The organism is Leminorella richardii (assembly GCF_900478135.1).
GTDB lineage: Bacteria > Pseudomonadota > Gammaproteobacteria > Enterobacterales > Enterobacteriaceae > Leminorella > Leminorella richardii.
On sequence record NZ_LS483470.1, the window covers coordinates 2144238 to 2159474 of the forward strand.

14 protein-coding genes and 1 pseudogene are annotated in these 15237 nt (G+C 50.7%); 7 read left to right on the top strand and 8 right to left on the bottom strand.

The features are described from left to right. The first annotated feature begins 494 nt into the window (after positions 1-494). Complete coding sequence (locus tag DQM29_RS09860; protein WP_111740535.1) at positions 495-965, top strand: hypothetical protein; 471 nt, start codon at positions 495-497, stop codon at positions 963-965. A 287-nt stretch (positions 966-1252) separates the two neighbouring features. After that, positions 1253-2905 carry a putative transporter gene (locus DQM29_RS09865; RefSeq protein ID WP_111740536.1) on the top strand — a complete coding sequence of 551 codons (1653 nt, stop codon included), beginning with the start codon at positions 1253-1255 and terminating at the stop codon, positions 2903-2905. 26 nt (positions 2906-2931) lie between these two features. Here the strand turns inward: DQM29_RS09865 and DQM29_RS09870 are convergent, their stop codons facing one another. Next, positions 2932-3420, bottom strand: a complete 489-nt coding sequence (locus tag DQM29_RS09870; protein ID WP_111740537.1) for a GNAT family N-acetyltransferase — start codon at positions 3418-3420, stop codon at positions 2932-2934. A gap of 258 nt (positions 3421-3678) precedes the next feature. Here DQM29_RS09870 and DQM29_RS09875 point away from each other — a divergent pair, with 258 nt between their 5' ends. From DQM29_RS09875 to dauA, 3 genes are all read left to right on the top strand, one after another. Then, entirely contained in the window at positions 3679-4473 is a 795-nt protein-coding gene (locus DQM29_RS09875; protein WP_241966738.1) for a sulfite exporter TauE/SafE family protein, read from the top strand. 165 nt (positions 4474-4638) lie between these two features. Then, the gene (gene eco, locus DQM29_RS09880; protein WP_111740539.1) at positions 4639-5127 is read left to right on the top strand and encodes a serine protease inhibitor ecotin; all 489 of its coding nucleotides are present in this window, start codon (positions 4639-4641) and stop codon (positions 5125-5127) included. Positions 5128-5673: 546 nt separating this feature from the next. Then, positions 5674-7371 carry a C4-dicarboxylic acid transporter DauA gene (gene dauA / locus DQM29_RS09885; RefSeq protein ID WP_111740540.1) on the top strand — a complete coding sequence of 566 codons (1698 nt, stop codon included), beginning with the start codon at positions 5674-5676 and terminating at the stop codon, positions 7369-7371. A 102-nt stretch (positions 7372-7473) separates the two neighbouring features. Here dauA and DQM29_RS09890 read toward each other — a convergent pair whose 3' ends face one another. The 7 genes from DQM29_RS09890 to hemA form a co-directional block, all read right to left on the bottom strand. Then, positions 7474-7854 (bottom strand): DUF1090 domain-containing protein, encoded by a 381-nt coding sequence (locus tag DQM29_RS09890; RefSeq protein ID WP_145960356.1) that lies wholly within the window; start codon positions 7852-7854, stop codon positions 7474-7476. Positions 7855-8133: 279 nt separating this feature from the next. Next, a complete protein-coding gene (kdsA, locus tag DQM29_RS09895; RefSeq protein ID WP_111740541.1) occupies positions 8134-8988 on the bottom strand; it encodes a 3-deoxy-8-phosphooctulonate synthase in 855 nt (284 codons plus the stop codon). A gap of 45 nt (positions 8989-9033) precedes the next feature. After that, entirely contained in the window at positions 9034-9858 is an 825-nt protein-coding gene (gene sirB1, locus DQM29_RS09900; RefSeq protein ID WP_111740542.1) for an invasion regulator SirB1, read from the bottom strand. After that, on the bottom strand, positions 9855-10247 hold the full coding sequence (locus DQM29_RS09905) for a SirB2 family protein (protein WP_111740543.1): 393 nt from the start codon (positions 10245-10247) through the stop codon (positions 9855-9857). The genes sirB1 and DQM29_RS09905 overlap by 4 nt, the downstream gene beginning before the upstream one ends. 44 nt (positions 10248-10291) lie before the next feature. Then, positions 10292-11128: a peptide chain release factor N(5)-glutamine methyltransferase gene (gene prmC, locus DQM29_RS09910; RefSeq protein WP_111742059.1), complete on the bottom strand. Its 837-nt coding sequence runs from the start codon at positions 11126-11128 to the stop codon at positions 10292-10294. Positions 11129-11135: 7 nt separating this feature from the next. Further along, complete coding sequence (prfA, locus tag DQM29_RS09915; RefSeq protein ID WP_111740544.1) at positions 11136-12221, bottom strand: peptide chain release factor 1; 1086 nt, start codon at positions 12219-12221, stop codon at positions 11136-11138. A gap of 34 nt (positions 12222-12255) precedes the next feature. Continuing rightward, on the bottom strand, positions 12256-13518 hold the full coding sequence (gene hemA / locus DQM29_RS09920) for a glutamyl-tRNA reductase (RefSeq protein WP_111740545.1): 1263 nt from the start codon (positions 13516-13518) through the stop codon (positions 12256-12258). A gap of 257 nt (positions 13519-13775) precedes the next feature. On the opposite strand from hemA, the gene lolB reads away from it, so the two are divergent. Both lolB and ispE read left to right on the top strand, forming a co-directional pair. Further along, positions 13776-14399, top strand: coding sequence for a lipoprotein insertase outer membrane protein LolB (lolB, locus tag DQM29_RS09925; RefSeq protein WP_111740546.1), 624 nt, complete (start codon positions 13776-13778; stop codon positions 14397-14399). Further along, a pseudogene (ispE, locus tag DQM29_RS09930) lies at positions 14396-15237 on the top strand (4-(cytidine 5'-diphospho)-2-C-methyl-D-erythritol kinase). The gene lolB and the pseudogene ispE overlap by 4 nt, the downstream one beginning before the upstream one ends.

Consider the following 15237-nt stretch of genomic DNA (forward strand, 5'->3'; position numbering starts at 1 on the left):
GAATTGCAATAAAAATAATTCAACATTTATATATACTGCAATAATTCGTCAGTGAATTGGCAGCCCTCTTCCCACAACCTCGCTGCGACACTCGAACGAAGAAAATCAAAAAATAGTTTAAAAATGTAACAGCTAATTACTCTATTTATAAGCACGCTAACTAATCACATTAGATTTTACTCAATGTGTTTTTATTATCAATTTTTAAAAACCCAATAAGTTGTAAAAAAGCTCAGGGTGAGGCTGTGAATTATAAGAAGCATTTTCATTGGATACTCATGTATGCCACGTTGGTCAGAATCACCGGTTAACGCGTTTCCCCAGCGAATCATAGGTCATTGATAGCGGGTAAAAATTAGCCATAGGCTTGCGGACGATCAAAGAATTTGTGATATCTACCACCGAATTGCTTCATTCTATGCGAAGAAGAGTGGCTTCTTATTTTATACTTAGACTTTCCTTACACAAAAAACCGACCAAACAGCATAACGACAATGAAAGAGATGATGACAGCGGTAGTCATGGCGCTTGTTCTGTTCATGCAGGCACCCGCTCACGCGGAAAACTCTACCGAAAGCGGCGCCAGTGCGTACCACTTTGATGGGCACGATAGCTTTGTCGTCTTTTGGCAAGACCTCCAGCTCGCCGTTCAAAACGGCGACAGACACGCTGTTGCAAAAATGATGCTTTTCCCGTTCAGTGACTATGAACACTCCCCGGTCATTTTTCAAAATGAAGAAGAGTTTATCGCCCACTATGAAGAGCTTTTCGATCGAGAAATGGTTGAGCTTATCAAAAACAATCGCTATCGCCCCGGCGATCCCGATCCTCAGAATGACGTTATGGACGCCGCATCACCAGACGGCTATGTGATAGAGCATGAGAACAGTGACCTTGGCTATAATCTGGTAATAGAGAAAGTAGACGGCGTCTATAAAATCGTCCGAATCGCCTTTTACTCTTAGAGCGAAGCCCGCTCGCCGTTTGCGGCAGTCAATCTGAACATACTGCCGCGCACTCTTTTCCCCCTTCCTTCTCTTATTGCCTCTCTTGTAGATTGCTGAACCGCTTCATCTCATGATTTAAATCAACGTTCCTCCGCCGTAATGCCTTCATTTCGCCGAAGGTATCACAATTTTAATATGCGCTTTCTTTATGATAGGCGAACTCATCAGTATCGATACAAGAAAGTCGTTGAACAGCAGCTGGTTAAACAGCACCAGCAGGTTTTCAGCAAAACGGGATAGAAACAATGAGTGACGTGGCATTAACCGTAAGCCTTCTAGCGCTAGTCGCCGTTCTTGGTTTATGGATCGGTAACTGGAAAATACGCGGCGTAGGACTGGGGATTGGGGGCGTGCTGTTTGGTGGAATACTCGTCGGTCACTTCAGCCACGTCTACCAGATTTCACTGGATGCAAACATGCTTCACTTTATCCAGGAATTTGGCCTGATCCTCTTCGTGTATTCCATTGGTATTCAGGTTGGCCCCGGATTTTTTTCCTCTTTGCGCCGCTCAGGCATGAAGCTTAATGCGTTTGCCTGCCTGATGATTATTCTGAGCGGGTTAGTCACAGCCGCGCTGCACAAAGCTTTCGATATTCCCCTGCCGATCATTCTGGGCATCTTCTCTGGCGCCGTTACCAATACGCCGTCTCTCGGCGCCGGGCAACAGGTTCTGTCCGACCTGAGCGCACCCGCCGAACTGGTAAATCAAATGGGAATGGCCTACGCCATGGCCTACCCGTTCGGCATCTGCGGTATCCTGCTCGCCATGTGGACGATCCGCCTGCTGTTTCGCGTCAATATTGATAAAGAGGCTAAAGCGTTCGATAGGCTTTCCGGTGCCGAAGCGGATAATTTGCAAACCATGAACATTCAGGTTTGCAATACTAACCTTGTTGGCCTGCAGCTGCAGGATATCCCCATCGTTAAAGAAGAAGGCGTCGTTTGTTCACGACTAAAGCGGGGAAACCTGCTAATGGTGCCGTCCTCTACGACGCTCGTCGAACTGGGAGACCTTCTTCATCTGGTTGGCGATCGCCAGTTGCTCAATCAGGCCAAGCTGCTGATTGGCACAGAGGTCGACGTTGCGTTATCCACTCGCACCCGAGATCTGAAAATGGCTCGCGTGGTGGTGACCAGTGAAAAAGTCATGGGAAAAAAGATTGCAGAGCTTAACCTCCATCGCCACGACGTCGTTATCACTCGACTAAACCGTGCAGGGGTAGAGCTTGTGGCGAACAGAAGCCTTTCTCTACATTTTGGCGATATTCTTAATCTGGTAGGAAAACCAGAGGCGATCGACACTGTCGCTGATTTAGTCGGTAACGCCCAGCAGAGGCTTCAGCAGGTACAGATGCTGCCGGTCTTTATTGGCATTGCGCTGGGTGTGCTGCTCGGCTCAATTCCTCTGTATATTCCCGGCTTCCCCGCCGCACTCCGTCTGGGATTGGCGGGCGGGCCGCTGGTCGTCGCGTTAATCTTAGGGCGCATCGGCACGCTGGGTAAAATGCACTGGTTTATGCCGCCAAGCGCAAACCTGGCGCTGCGGGAGTTGGGTATCGTGTTGTTTCTATCCGTTGTCGGCTTTAAGTCGGGCGCAAGCTTTATTGATACGTTACTTAATGGTGACGGTGTCACGTGGATGGGATACGGTATTCTGATTACCATTGTACCGCTGCTGGTCGTCGGGATAGTCGCCTACGCTGTAACCAAAATGAACTATCTTATCCTCTGCGGACTGCTGGCTGGCTCAATGACCGATCCACCGGCACTGGCTTTCGCCAACGGTATGCATCCAACCAGCGGTGCTGCTGCGCTCTCTTATGCGACGGTTTATCCTTTAGCTATGTTCCTTCGCATTATGTCACCGCAGCTGCTGGCACTGATTTTCTGGGTTTAGTTACCCGCGCCGGTGGCGCTGTTGCGTCACTCGGCGAGCTTCTTCTGCCAAAAGACCGCCTGCCCCATTTCCGGATCCAGCTCATAGCCGCTAAAGCCAAATTTTCGATAGCTGCTTTGTGCGGTAAGATTGCCCTGTAGCACTTCCAAAGTCATCTTGCAGCAGCCCTTTTCTTTGGCTATCTCCTCAACTTTGTTCAGCATGTGCTGAGCAATCCCCTGACCGCGGAAGTCTGAACTTACCGCCACGTCGTGAATGTTGACCAGCGGGCGTGCAGCAAAGGTTGAGAATCCCAGAAAGCAGTTGACGAGCCCTGCCGCCTTTCCATCGGCATAGGCAATCACGCTAAAGGCATGGGGTAGCTTGGATAACTCTGCCACAAGGCGAGTCTTGTTTTCAGTCTCCAAAGCCTCTCCACCTCCCATAGGGTCTCTGGCATAGCCGTCCAGCAACTCCACTAGATCGTGAGCCTGTTTCTCATTGGTATAGTCAACTACAGCAACCTCTATCTTCATCGTCCCTTCCTGCCTGAATGCGCTATGAATACACTGAATTCGTAAAACTACGTTTCGTAATAAGGAGCCACTATAGCGTTTTGCGAATAGTGCGCCAAGGCTGGCGTTGTGATGCACACACCTTTCTTCTGGCAGGATAAATAAGGATAATGCACTCATAGAAGCCCTCCACATTCAGGCGTTAGCAATAGACATGCTCTTTCATCAAGCCCGTTCAAGCCAAACAGAGCTGCTCTCATGCAGGATGAGGCATCTGCCGTGGTGATAACTCTAACACTGTTAACCCAACTGCTTACTGGAGCAGTGCTAGGCTTGATAATCAGCACGACCGGCGTTGGCGGCGGTATTCTCATTTTACCGGTTCTAACCTGGATGTTCGGTATGGATGCCCTAAGCGCCGTGGCGACCGCCAACCTGATGTCAATGCTGATGAAGCTCTCTTCCAGCTGGATGCACTTTCGGCTGGGAAATATTCCGATAAAGCTTTCACTAATCGTTCTATTCATCATGCTGCCAAGCACTCTGCTGGCAAGCTATGGCATTACTCTTTTGTCCAGCGTTGATGGGTGGCATGACCGCGTGCAGTGGGGAATTAACGGACTGGTCGTTATCGCGATAGCCCTTTCTCTGTTTATCTTTTGCACCCGAATGTTTCACCCTGACAGGGTTGCGGCGCAAAATGTAAACCAAAAGCGAAGTTTGGCCGCCTTTATCGTGCCCGGTACCTGTGCAGGTATAACGATTGGCGCGACCGGCGTTGGCGGCGGTGTGGTTATGCTCCCCCTTCTAATGAAGTACGCCAATATGAACATCAAGCATGCCATTGGCACCTCCGTTTTTGTGACCATGCTGCTTTCCGGCGCGTCAGCCTTTGCCTATGGACAAGGGGGATATACTGACGTCAGGCTGGCGCTGCTTCTCAGCGCAGGCTCTATTCTTAGCCTCCCGCTGGCGCGCTATTTGCTGCGCACGGTATCAGAGCAGGCTTTTCAGCGCCTCACCTTTGGGTTTATTGTTGTCAGTGCAGTAATGATGCTCTATCGGATGGTTTGACGAGATAAAAAAGAGCGGAAGAATCGTTTCTCCTCTTCTGTCTTCTCTCCCTATTTTACGCTTTTATGCGCCAACCTTTACACGACCTGAACAACGCCACGTGGAATCCAACGCTTTATCCACCTATAATAACGGTCGTTATCTACCCGTAAAAGGAAAGAAGAGATGAATAAACGACTTCCGGCCATCGCCCTGATGTTAAGCATCGCCAGCCCCTTGGCCCTTGCGGCGTCAAAAACGCCCGCGCTGAGCGAAGTTGCGCCTTACCCTGACGCGGAGAAAGGTCAGACCCGCTACGCTATTTTTCTTCCAGAAATGAAAAATGAAGACAGCCTGAAGGTTGAGCTGTTAATCGGTAAAGAAATGGACGTTGACTGCAATCGCCACATGCTTGGCGGCAAGCTTGAGTCAAAAGACCTCAAGGGATGGGGATACAACTATTACGTTGTCAACGAGATCAAGGGCCCTGCGGCAACCATGATGGCCTGCCCGGGCGGGGAAAAGAGCAAAGCCTTTGTCACTCTTCCACTGCAAAACGATCTGGTGCGCTATAACAGCAAGCTGCCTATCGTCGTCTATACCCCTAAAGACGTCGAAGTTCGCTACCGCGTCTGGTCCGCTGAAGTGGCCGTTACGCCTGCTGAAGTCAAATAGTTCCCCTGCGGCGATCCGTCGATCGCCGCTGTTTTCTTTGCTCTCTTACGATCGTTAGCCCATCAAGTTCAACCTGTTTTCCCGCTCTGCACCGCTCTAGAGCGATTCACTAGTACGCGCTTGGCAATATATTTAAAAGCACACTGTCGCCCATCTACTTTCTCTAAGTGAAATTAAAAAGCAGTAAGTTAAATAGACGTTATCGTATTTAAATAGATTCAAAACGCTGCGACATTTATACGAAAGAATTAGTGCTTTATTTCCTGAAGGCTTTTATCAAACCATCAGAATTTTCTTTTAAATACACCTTTTAAAAAATGTTAAAACGGTGAGTTATCTTATCCCTTATGAAATCGTTTCCCCAACCAAGGCTGGCAAGGCCGCTCTGACAGGAGATTCAAGAATAAATTGATATATCACCATGCAATAAACTATTAAAGAGAGTATGGTATCGGGGTGAAATTACGACGGGTGATAAAGAGTCTATTTCGATCGATTCTGAGTCCCGCCATTTTTTATTTTATGAGATGGTTAGGTTATTCCCACATGAAAACGCATGGAGTGAACGGCGTTCGACCGTTTAGTGCAATCATTGACGCCTGCTGGCGCGATCCCTATACAGTTCAACGTTTTTTAAAAGACGTTATTGCCGGTATTACCGTCGGCATTATCGCTATTCCCCTCGCAATGGCATTGGCTATTGCCAGCGGCGTTCCGCCGCAGTATGGCCTCTATACTTCCGCCGTTGCTGGGATCGTTATTGCCGTCACTGGCGGTTCTCGCTTTAGCGTCTCGGGGCCTACAGCTGCCTTTGTCGTTATTCTTTATCCTGTTTCCCAGCAGTTTGGCCTCTCAGGGCTGCTTATCGCCACTCTGATGTCGGGCGTTTTTCTGATCCTGATGGGCTTGGCGCGCGTTGGTCGTCTGATTGAATATATTCCGATTTCTGTCACGCTGGGCTTTACGTCCGGTATCGGTATCACCATCGCCACGATGCAAATTAAAGACTTCTTCGGGCTAACGGTAGACGTTCCTGAGCACTATATAGATAAAGTTGCCGCTCTTGCCAACGCGCTCCCCACTATCAGTTGGGCAGATACGCTTATTGCCAGCGTGACGCTGGCAGTTCTGATCCTCTGGCCTCGCCTCGGTCTGCGGCTTCCGGGGCACCTTCCCGCCCTTTTGGCCGGTACTGCTGTTATGGCGGCGCTTTCATGGGCGGGCTATTCTGTAGCAACTATCGGTTCCAAGTTTCACTACCTGATGCCGGACGGCAGCTCTGGGCAGGGCATTCCCCCTATTCTTCCCCAGTTCGTACTGCCCTGGAACTTCCCCGACGCGTCCGGTCAGCCTTTTGTTTTAAACTGGTCAACAATTTCTGCCCTGCTGCCTGCAGCCTTCTCTATGGCAATGCTTGGCGCTATTGAGTCACTGCTCTGTGCCGTAGTGCTCGACGGCATGACCGGCAGAAAGCACCATTCTAACAGTGAACTTCTCGGTCAGGGGCTAGGCAACCTTGCCGCACCGTTCTTCGGTGGCATTACGGCAACAGCGGCAATTGCCCGCTCTGCGGCTAACGTGCGCGCAGGTGCAACATCCCCAGTCTCGGCAATTATTCACTCTATACTGGTTATTCTGGCGTTACTGGTACTGGCACCCGCGCTCTCTTACTTACCGCTGGCCGCCATGTCGTCCCTGCTGCTTTTAGTGGCTTGGAACATGAGCGAGGCGCACAAAGTGGTTGATATCCTCCGGCGGGCGCCAAAAGACGACATCATTGTGATGCTGCTGTGTATGTCGCTTACAGTGCTGTTCGATATGGTGATTGCCATTACGGTAGGGATTGTGCTGGCTTCGCTGCTGTTTATGCGGCGTATTGCCCGCATGACTCGGCTCACAGACATTGCCAATAGCAGTAACGATAGCGACAGCTGTCTAGCCCTGCGAATCAGCGGCCCTCTGTTCTTTGCCGCTGCGGAACGCATTTTTAATGAGCTCACTCATCGCATAACCGGCAAAACCGTCATCGTATTGCAGTGGGATGCTGTACCGGTCTTGGATGCCGGTGGCCTCAGCGCGCTACAGAGATTTATCGATACGCTGCCAGAGGGCGTTGAAGTGATTAACTGTGATATTCAATATCAGCCGCTGAAGACGCTGGCCAGAGCAAAAATCAAGCCCGTTGCCGGTCGCCTCTCATTTTATTCAACGCTGGACGAGGCTCTGGCTGCGGCCAAGCGCTAGCCGGTTTACGTTTCATGCCATAAAAAAACCCTGTCGCCAGACAGGGTTGATAACAAGAGCTCGACAGTCTATTCGCCCCGTTTGCCTTGCGGGGCTTTTTATTTACAGTAGGCTCAGCGCTTCATCCAGCTCTGCCTGGGCCTCTTCAAGCTTACGGGTTTTCTGAGCAATCTTTTTCTGCTTGCCCGTTGACTCAGCCTTCGCTAGTTCAGCTCGGCGTTCAGCGACTTTACGTTCTTTATTCGCCACTTTTTCTTCGAGGTCTGCACGGTAGCTACCGTTAGTGCAGTTTGCTTCGACGTTTCGCAGGGCGCGCTCCAATCCAGCTAGGCGGTGAGGATTATTGTACTTCTTCGCGTACTCTATCTGTTCAGCGATTTTTTCTTTCTTGATCTGGCAGTGGTCTTTGCCTTCATAGCTGTTTCCTGCCATCACTGCGGGTGAAACAACAAGCGGCAGGATAAGTGCGATTTTTTTAAACATCAGTGCTCTCCCTAAGCATTATTTCCAATATCATTACTAATAACTATGGCTATGAGGCTGGCATGTTAGCACGAAAAAACACCCACACAATCGCGGGAAACATTAGGTAACATATCCTGAAGCATTCCTAATGATATCAAGAGAAAACAGACAAATAGCGTAAATATAACGCCTGTCTCTATTCCACAGTAAACCATTCTGGGGGCTTTTAGGCAGGCAAAAAACAAACGGGGGAGCCACTTAGTGATTCCCCCGCATTTTCCAACTTACCGGAAAGTATTAACGCTCGGTATCAAGCTCGGTAAAGCTCTTGACCAGATCGTCAATCGCTTTTATCTGCATCAGGAACGGCTCCAGCTTGTCCAACGGCAGCGCAGACGGGCCGTCGCACTTGGCGCTATTAGGATCGGGGTGGGCTTCAATAAATAGCCCAGCCAGACCCACAGCCATACCGGCACGAGCCAGTTCAGTCACCTGGCCGCGACGACCGCCAGAAGCGGCACCAAACGGATCGCGGCACTGTAGCGCATGGGTAACGTCAAAGATAACCGGGCTACCGCCGCTCACTTTTTTCATAACGTTAAAGCCGAGCATGTCGACAACCAGATTGTCATAACCAAAGTTGCTTCCGCGATCGCACAGGATAACCTTGTCGTTACCGCCTTCTTTAAACTTGTCGACGATATTTCCCATCTGCCCCGGGCTGATAAACTGTGGCTTCTTCACGTTGATCACTGCACCGGTGCGCGCCATTGCCTCAACGAGATCCGTCTGGCGGGCAAGAAACGCGGGCAGTTGAATCACGTCAACGACCTCTGACACAGGCTGTGCCTGAGCCGCTTCGTGAACGTCAGTAATAGTTTTTACGCCAAAGGTCTGCTTAAGCTCTTGAAAAATCCGCATGCCCTCTTCCAGACCCGGCCCGCGGTAAGAGTGAATCGATGAACGGTTAGCCTTATCAAAAGAGGCTTTAAATACATAGGGAATACCCAGCTTTTGTGTGACGGTGACGTAGTGTTCACAGATACGCATCGCCAAGTCACGCGACTCAAGAACGTTCATACCGCCAAACAGGACGAACGGTAAATCGTTCGCTACCTTGATTTCACCAATATTCACTACTTTCTGATTCATTCGGTTGGTTCCTTTGTAGTCATCAACGCAGTTTCGCGCCGTCTGTCAGTGCAGCGTAATGCTGCCGCTGTCTGTCTGCTCAATGTTGTTTAGCTGCATCTTAATCACCTCAGTAACCGGATCCTCTGGGCACTGTTCGATGAAATAGTTCAAGTCTCGCGCAGCGATGTGATTGCAGTCCAGCTGTGCATAAATAAGGCCGCGATCGCGAATTTCATAGGGGTCTTCCGGATCGAAACTCAGCGCAAGCTCACTGGCTCTGAGAGCCATCTCTGGCCTTTTTTCCTGCATCAGAGAGCCTTTAAGCGTGCCGAGCAGCTTAATGATAATCTGACTGTTTTCTGTGTCGTTCAAATCGTCGTAGGTCAGCTTAGCGTTAATGCCAAGGTGCCCCTTTAGCCAAATGTCTAAAACATGACAGGTTAAGGTTTCACCGTTAAGTGGATTAATGACCCAGCTGTCACCGTCAAGCCAGTCGGCCTTAACCAACAGCTGCGTTGGGAACATAACCGGATAAAGCGGGATCCCAAGGCGGTCTGCAATATAAATTAAAATGGTGCCTAATGAAGAAGGCGCACCGGTGTGCGTCTTCAGCACGTTATCCAGCCACAGCGTTTCAGACAGGTTGTAAACACCGTCGGCTGAACCAAATTTCCAAGTGTGGTAAAACAGCTCAAGCAGGCGCTCAAGCTGTAAATCAGCCCCCAGATCTTCTGGTATACGGCTGCGAGCCTGCGCGGCCAAGGTATCGAGTTCACTGCGCACGTCACTTTCAGAAAAGTCATCACGAATAAGCCGAGTGATGAGACAGATACCGTCCAACAGAGAGTGACTATTAAACTCAAAGTTGCTAATGCTATCGCGACTCATGCATACCCCATAATGAACGGCAGTTTAGTTACGGCTACTGTAACAATAAAATAGAAAACGAGCAGCGCAGCCATAAAGGCTGTCACGCGCAGCATTTGACTTATTGTACGACGACTCATGGCCAGATGTCCCAGCCCTATATAAAGCACGACGCCAACCAGCTTCTCTGTCATCCACGCCCCTTGTGGGGTCAAGGGGTAAAAATGTGTCATAAAAATCAGCGAAACGCCGGTAATAAACAGCAGCGTATCGTTAACATGTGGGAAAACCTTAACCACTGGGTGTTGAACCCAGGCGGCTCCTCGCCAGCGCCCTAAAAATCGGGCAATAAACAGCGTAATGCTGATAACAGCTGTTGCAATGTGCAGCCACTTAAACCACAAATACATAGAAACCTTCCCATCAATTAGGCACTAAACGGCCTTGGAGTATGCTAGTGGGTAAACCAGCGGCCAATCGTCACGCGATCGTTACCGCCGTAATCCTGATGGGTAGCAATCAGGTCAAAACCGCGCTGTTTAAACAGCACTCTGACCAACTCTCCCTGCTCCCAACCGTGTTCAACCAGCAGCCATCCGCCCTGTTTCAAATAGTCAGGTGAGTGCTGAACAATCCACTGTAAATCCGCCAGTCCGTTCTGTTCCGCCACCAGAGCGCTGTTTGGCTCGTAGCGAACGTCCCCTTGCCGTAAGTGCGGATCGTTCTTGTCAATATAGGGGGGATTGCTGACAATGACGTCAAAATAGCATTCGCTCAAGGGTTCAAACCAGTTTCCCTGAACAAAATGAACGTTGTCGATTCCCAACCGTTCTGCGTTGTCCTGCGCGAGTGCAACAGCGGCCGGCTGGAGGTCAATACCGGTGACGGAGCTATCCGGGCGCTCGCAGCCCAGCGCAAGGGCTATGGCTCCGGTTCCCGTTCCCAGATCAAGAATGTCACACTCAACCGTAGGCAGATGTTCCAGCGCCAGTTCAACCAGCCTTTCCGTGTCAGGGCGAGGAATAAGCGTTGCAGGAGAAACGTTAAGCATCAGCGACCAAAACTCTCGCTGCCCCACCAGATAGGCAATAGGCTCCCCCTTTTCTCTGCGAGCCAGTAGGCTTTCCAACTGAGCAAGCGCCGACGGTTCCAGCGGTGTTTCGCTGAACGCCATCAAGAAGGTTCTCGTCTTTCCGGTAACGAACCCAAGAAGAATTTCTGCATCGCGCTTGGGGCTATCACCGCCCTTTAAGCGGGCGATAGCCTGTTCCAACCACTGGTTAAAGGTCATCACGAAATCAGGCATCCTGTTCAGAAAGCGCGGCAAGCTGGTCAGCCTGATATTCCTGAACAATCGGCTGGATAAGCATATCCAGTTTGCCTTCCATTGCCTCGTCCAAGCGGTAAAGGGTCAGGTTAATTCGGTGATCGGTCACCCGTCCCTGAGGGAAGTTATAGGTGCGAATGCGATCGGAACGATCTCCCGAGCCCAACAGGTTACGGCGAGTCGAGGCCTCTTCCGATTGACGTTTTTGCATTTCTGCCTGGCGAATTCTCGCCCCCAGCACTGACATGGCCTTCGCTTTGTTCTTATGCTGTGAACGTTCGTCCTGACATTCAACCACAATGCCGGTCGGCAAGTGAGTAATACGAATGGCCGAGTCGGTGGTGTTTACGTGCTGTCCACCGGCGCCGGAAGAGCGAAAAGTGTCGATTTTTAAATCGGCAGGGTTAATTTCTGGCAGTTCAGCTTCAGGCACTTCTGGCATGATAGCGACTGTGCAGGCAGAGGTGTGGATGCGCCCCTGAGATTCTGTTTCCGGCACTCGCTGAACGCGGTGGCCGCCTGATTCAAACTTCAGCTGGCCGTATACACCCTCGCCAGAAATCTTGGCAATAACTTCTTTATAGCCACCGTGTTCACCGTCGTTAGCGCTCATCACCTCAACGCGCCAGCGTCGGGCTTCTGCATAGCGGCTATACATTCTGAACAGGTCACCGGCAAAAATAGCCGCTTCATCACCGCCCGTTCCCGCACGCACTTCAAGGAAGCAGTTGCGTTCGTCGTCAGGATCTTTCGGCAACAGCAGAACCTGAAGCTGCTGCTCTAACTCTTCCGCGCGGCGCTGCCCTTCGTCAATTTCTTCCTGTGCCATCTCTTTCATTTCAGGATCCGCCAGCATCAGCTGTGCGGCTTCGAGATCGTCCTGAACCTGCCGCCACTGGCGAAAGCAGGCAGTCACGTCGCCAAGCTGAGCATATTCGCGAGAAAGCGCACGAAACCGCTCCTGATCGGCGATAACAGTCGCATCGCCTAAATGCGCCTGCACTTCTTCATGGCGCTCCTGCAAAGCTTCTAGTTTGGCAACTATAGAAGGTTTCATTCGTGGCTAAACCCTATGATAAATAAGAAGATCACTAATACTGGTCCAGCCCTAGGCTGTCGCGCAATACGTTTAACTGTTCCAGATCGCCGCTGCTGGCGGCCTTCTGAAGCGATTTGGTTGGTGCGTGGATAAGTCGATTGGTTAAGCGATGGGAAAGCGCTGAGATCGTACTTTCTACGTCTGCGCCTTGGGCAATAGCGTCTAAAGCCTTTTTCACCAGCTCGTCGCGAACGTCCTCAGCCATGGCTCGATAGTCTTTTATCGCCGAAACCGCTGACTGAGAGCGCATCCAGGTCATAAAATTGGCGCTTTCCTGGCGCACAATGTCTTCCGCTTGAACTGCCGCAGCGCGGCGCTGGGAAAGATTATGCTCAATGATGGAGTGCAGATCGTCAACGGTATACAGGTACACGTTCGACAAGTCACCGACTTCGGGTTCAATGTCCCGAGGTACGGCTATGTCGATAAACAGCATCGGCTGGTTGCGACGGGCTTTCAGTGAGCGTTCCACCATGCCTTTACCAATAATAGGCAATGGGCTAGCGGTGGAGCTTATTACGATATCTGCCTTATATAAGGATGCATCGATTTCAGGCAGCGTAATCACGTCGGCGCCGACTTCATCTGCCAGAAGCTGAGCCCTTTCCCGTGTCCGGTTGGCAATAGTCATGGTCTTGACCTGATGCTCTCGCAAATAGCGAGCAACCAGCTCAATAGTCTCACCGGCACCAACCAACAGCACGTTAACGTTACTCATGGATTCGAAAATCTGGCGCGCAAGCGTACAGGCGGCAAAGGCAACGGAAACGGCGCTAGAGCCAATTTCAGTTTCGGTTCTAACCCGCTTAGCGACGGAAAACGACTTTTGGAACAGACGCTCAAGTTCGGTATTTAGCTTCTGACACTCTTGAGATTCAGCAAAGGCTTTCTTCACCTGCCCCAAAATTTGCGGCTCTCCCAGCACCAGAGAGTCCAACCCACAGGCTACGCGCATCAGGTGGTTAACAGCGTCAGAATCGCTGTGCCAGTAGAGGCTATCCGCCAGTTCTTCTTTCGACAGGTGATGGTATTGGCACAGCCAGTTAATAAGCTGCGCCCGCGCGCTGTCGTCAGACTCTACGCTTAAATACAGTTCGGTTCGGTTACACGTAGACAGCACTACGCCGCTTTGCACCAACGGCTGTTGGTGCAAACTGTTCAGCGCCTCACCTAGCGTATCCGGAGAAAACGAAATGCGCTCTCTTAAGGATACCGGTGCGGTTTTGTGGTTGATTCCAAGTGCAAGAAGCGTCATGAACTGCCGTTTTTATTATAAATCGACGGTTGAACCGTTATCTTAATGGCATATTCTACTTGATGCAGCCTGTCAATTAAAGTCGCGTATTGTCGGGGAGGCGCATCGAAAAACATCGCTTAAAAATTCATCACTCGTCGACGGGTTCTATACTGTGAGATAAGATCGTCGTTGACGTTTCGCGTTTCGCCTATTAGCGTTACAACACTCTACCGCAGAGAGGCGGTTATTCACCATCGACAGGATTTGACGATACCATGAAGAAATTCTTACGGCCCACCTCGTTCATTACGCTGCTTCCGCTAGCAAGCGTGCTGCTTACCGCCTGTACGATAACGGATAAACCAGGTCAGACTGGCACCACTCCCGAGTGGAAAACTCATGAACAGCAGGTTAAAGCGCTGGCTCAGTACGAAACGCGCGGCGCGTTTGCCTACCTGACAGACAGCCAAAAGCTTTACGCTCGCTTCTATTGGCAGCAGCAAAATCCTGAGCAGTATCGTCTGGTGTTGACTAACCCGTTAGGCAATACGGTGATGGAGCTTAACGTTCAGCCCGGCATGGTGCAGCTGGTTGATGACAAAGGGCAACGCTACGTCAGCGATAACGCTGAAAAAATGATCCACCAGTTAACCGGCATGACCATCCCTCTAGAGAATATGCGCCAGTGGATGATAGGGCTTCCGGCCAACGCGGAAGACTTTACCCTGACGCCAGAAGGTCGCCTGAAGAAAATCACGCTTGAGCAAAACGGCCAGCAGTGGACAGTGGAGTACCGAAATTACGACACTGAAGCGCAGCCGGTCCTTCCTAGTCTGGTTGAAATTACTCACGGTGACGAGCGCATTAAGCTGAAAATGGACAACTGGACGCGGCAATAATGAACGACTGGCCTTCCCCGCCAAGCTGAACCTGTTTTTGTACATTACTGGCCGTCGACCTGACGGCTACCATACACTACAAACACTGTTTCAGTTTTTAGACTACGGCGACACGCTGAACTTTCACGTCCGTCAGGACAATGACATATGCCTGCTGACGCCTATAGACGGCGTTCCCAATGAGCAAAACCTGATTGTCCGCGCTGCCCGTCTTCTTCAGCAACATACGGGCTGCCTTCTCGGTGCAGATATTACCCTCAATAAACGCCTGCCGATGGGCGGCGGGCTGGGCGGAGGTTCCTCAAATGCTGCCACGGTCTTAGTTGCCCTTAACCATCTGTGGCATTGCGGGCTTTCACAGGAAGCGCTTTGCGAACTGGGGCTGACACTCGGCGCTGATGTACCGGTTTTTATTTATGGCCACTCCGCGTTTGCCGAAGGCGTTGGTGAACGCTTTATTCCGGTTAAACCCGAGGAAAAATGGTTTCTGGTTGCCCACCCGGGCGTAACTATTCCAACCGTGACTATTTTTACCGATCCAGATCTGCAAAGAAATACCCCTGAAAGAAAGCTCGATGCGCTGTTATCTTCACCTTTTTCCAACGATTGTGAACCAATCGCAAGAAAAAGGTACCCCGAGGTTGAACAGCTTATTTCTTGGCTGTTAGAATATGCTCCGTCACGTCTTACGGGTACGGGTGCCTGTGTATTTGCTGAATTCAATACCGAGTCCGCTGCTCAACGTGTGTTACAACAAGCCCCTGAATGGTTACATGGCTTTATTGCGCGAGGCGTTAACGTTTCGCCGCTGAAAACATTCCTAACAGGGCAAGAGTGA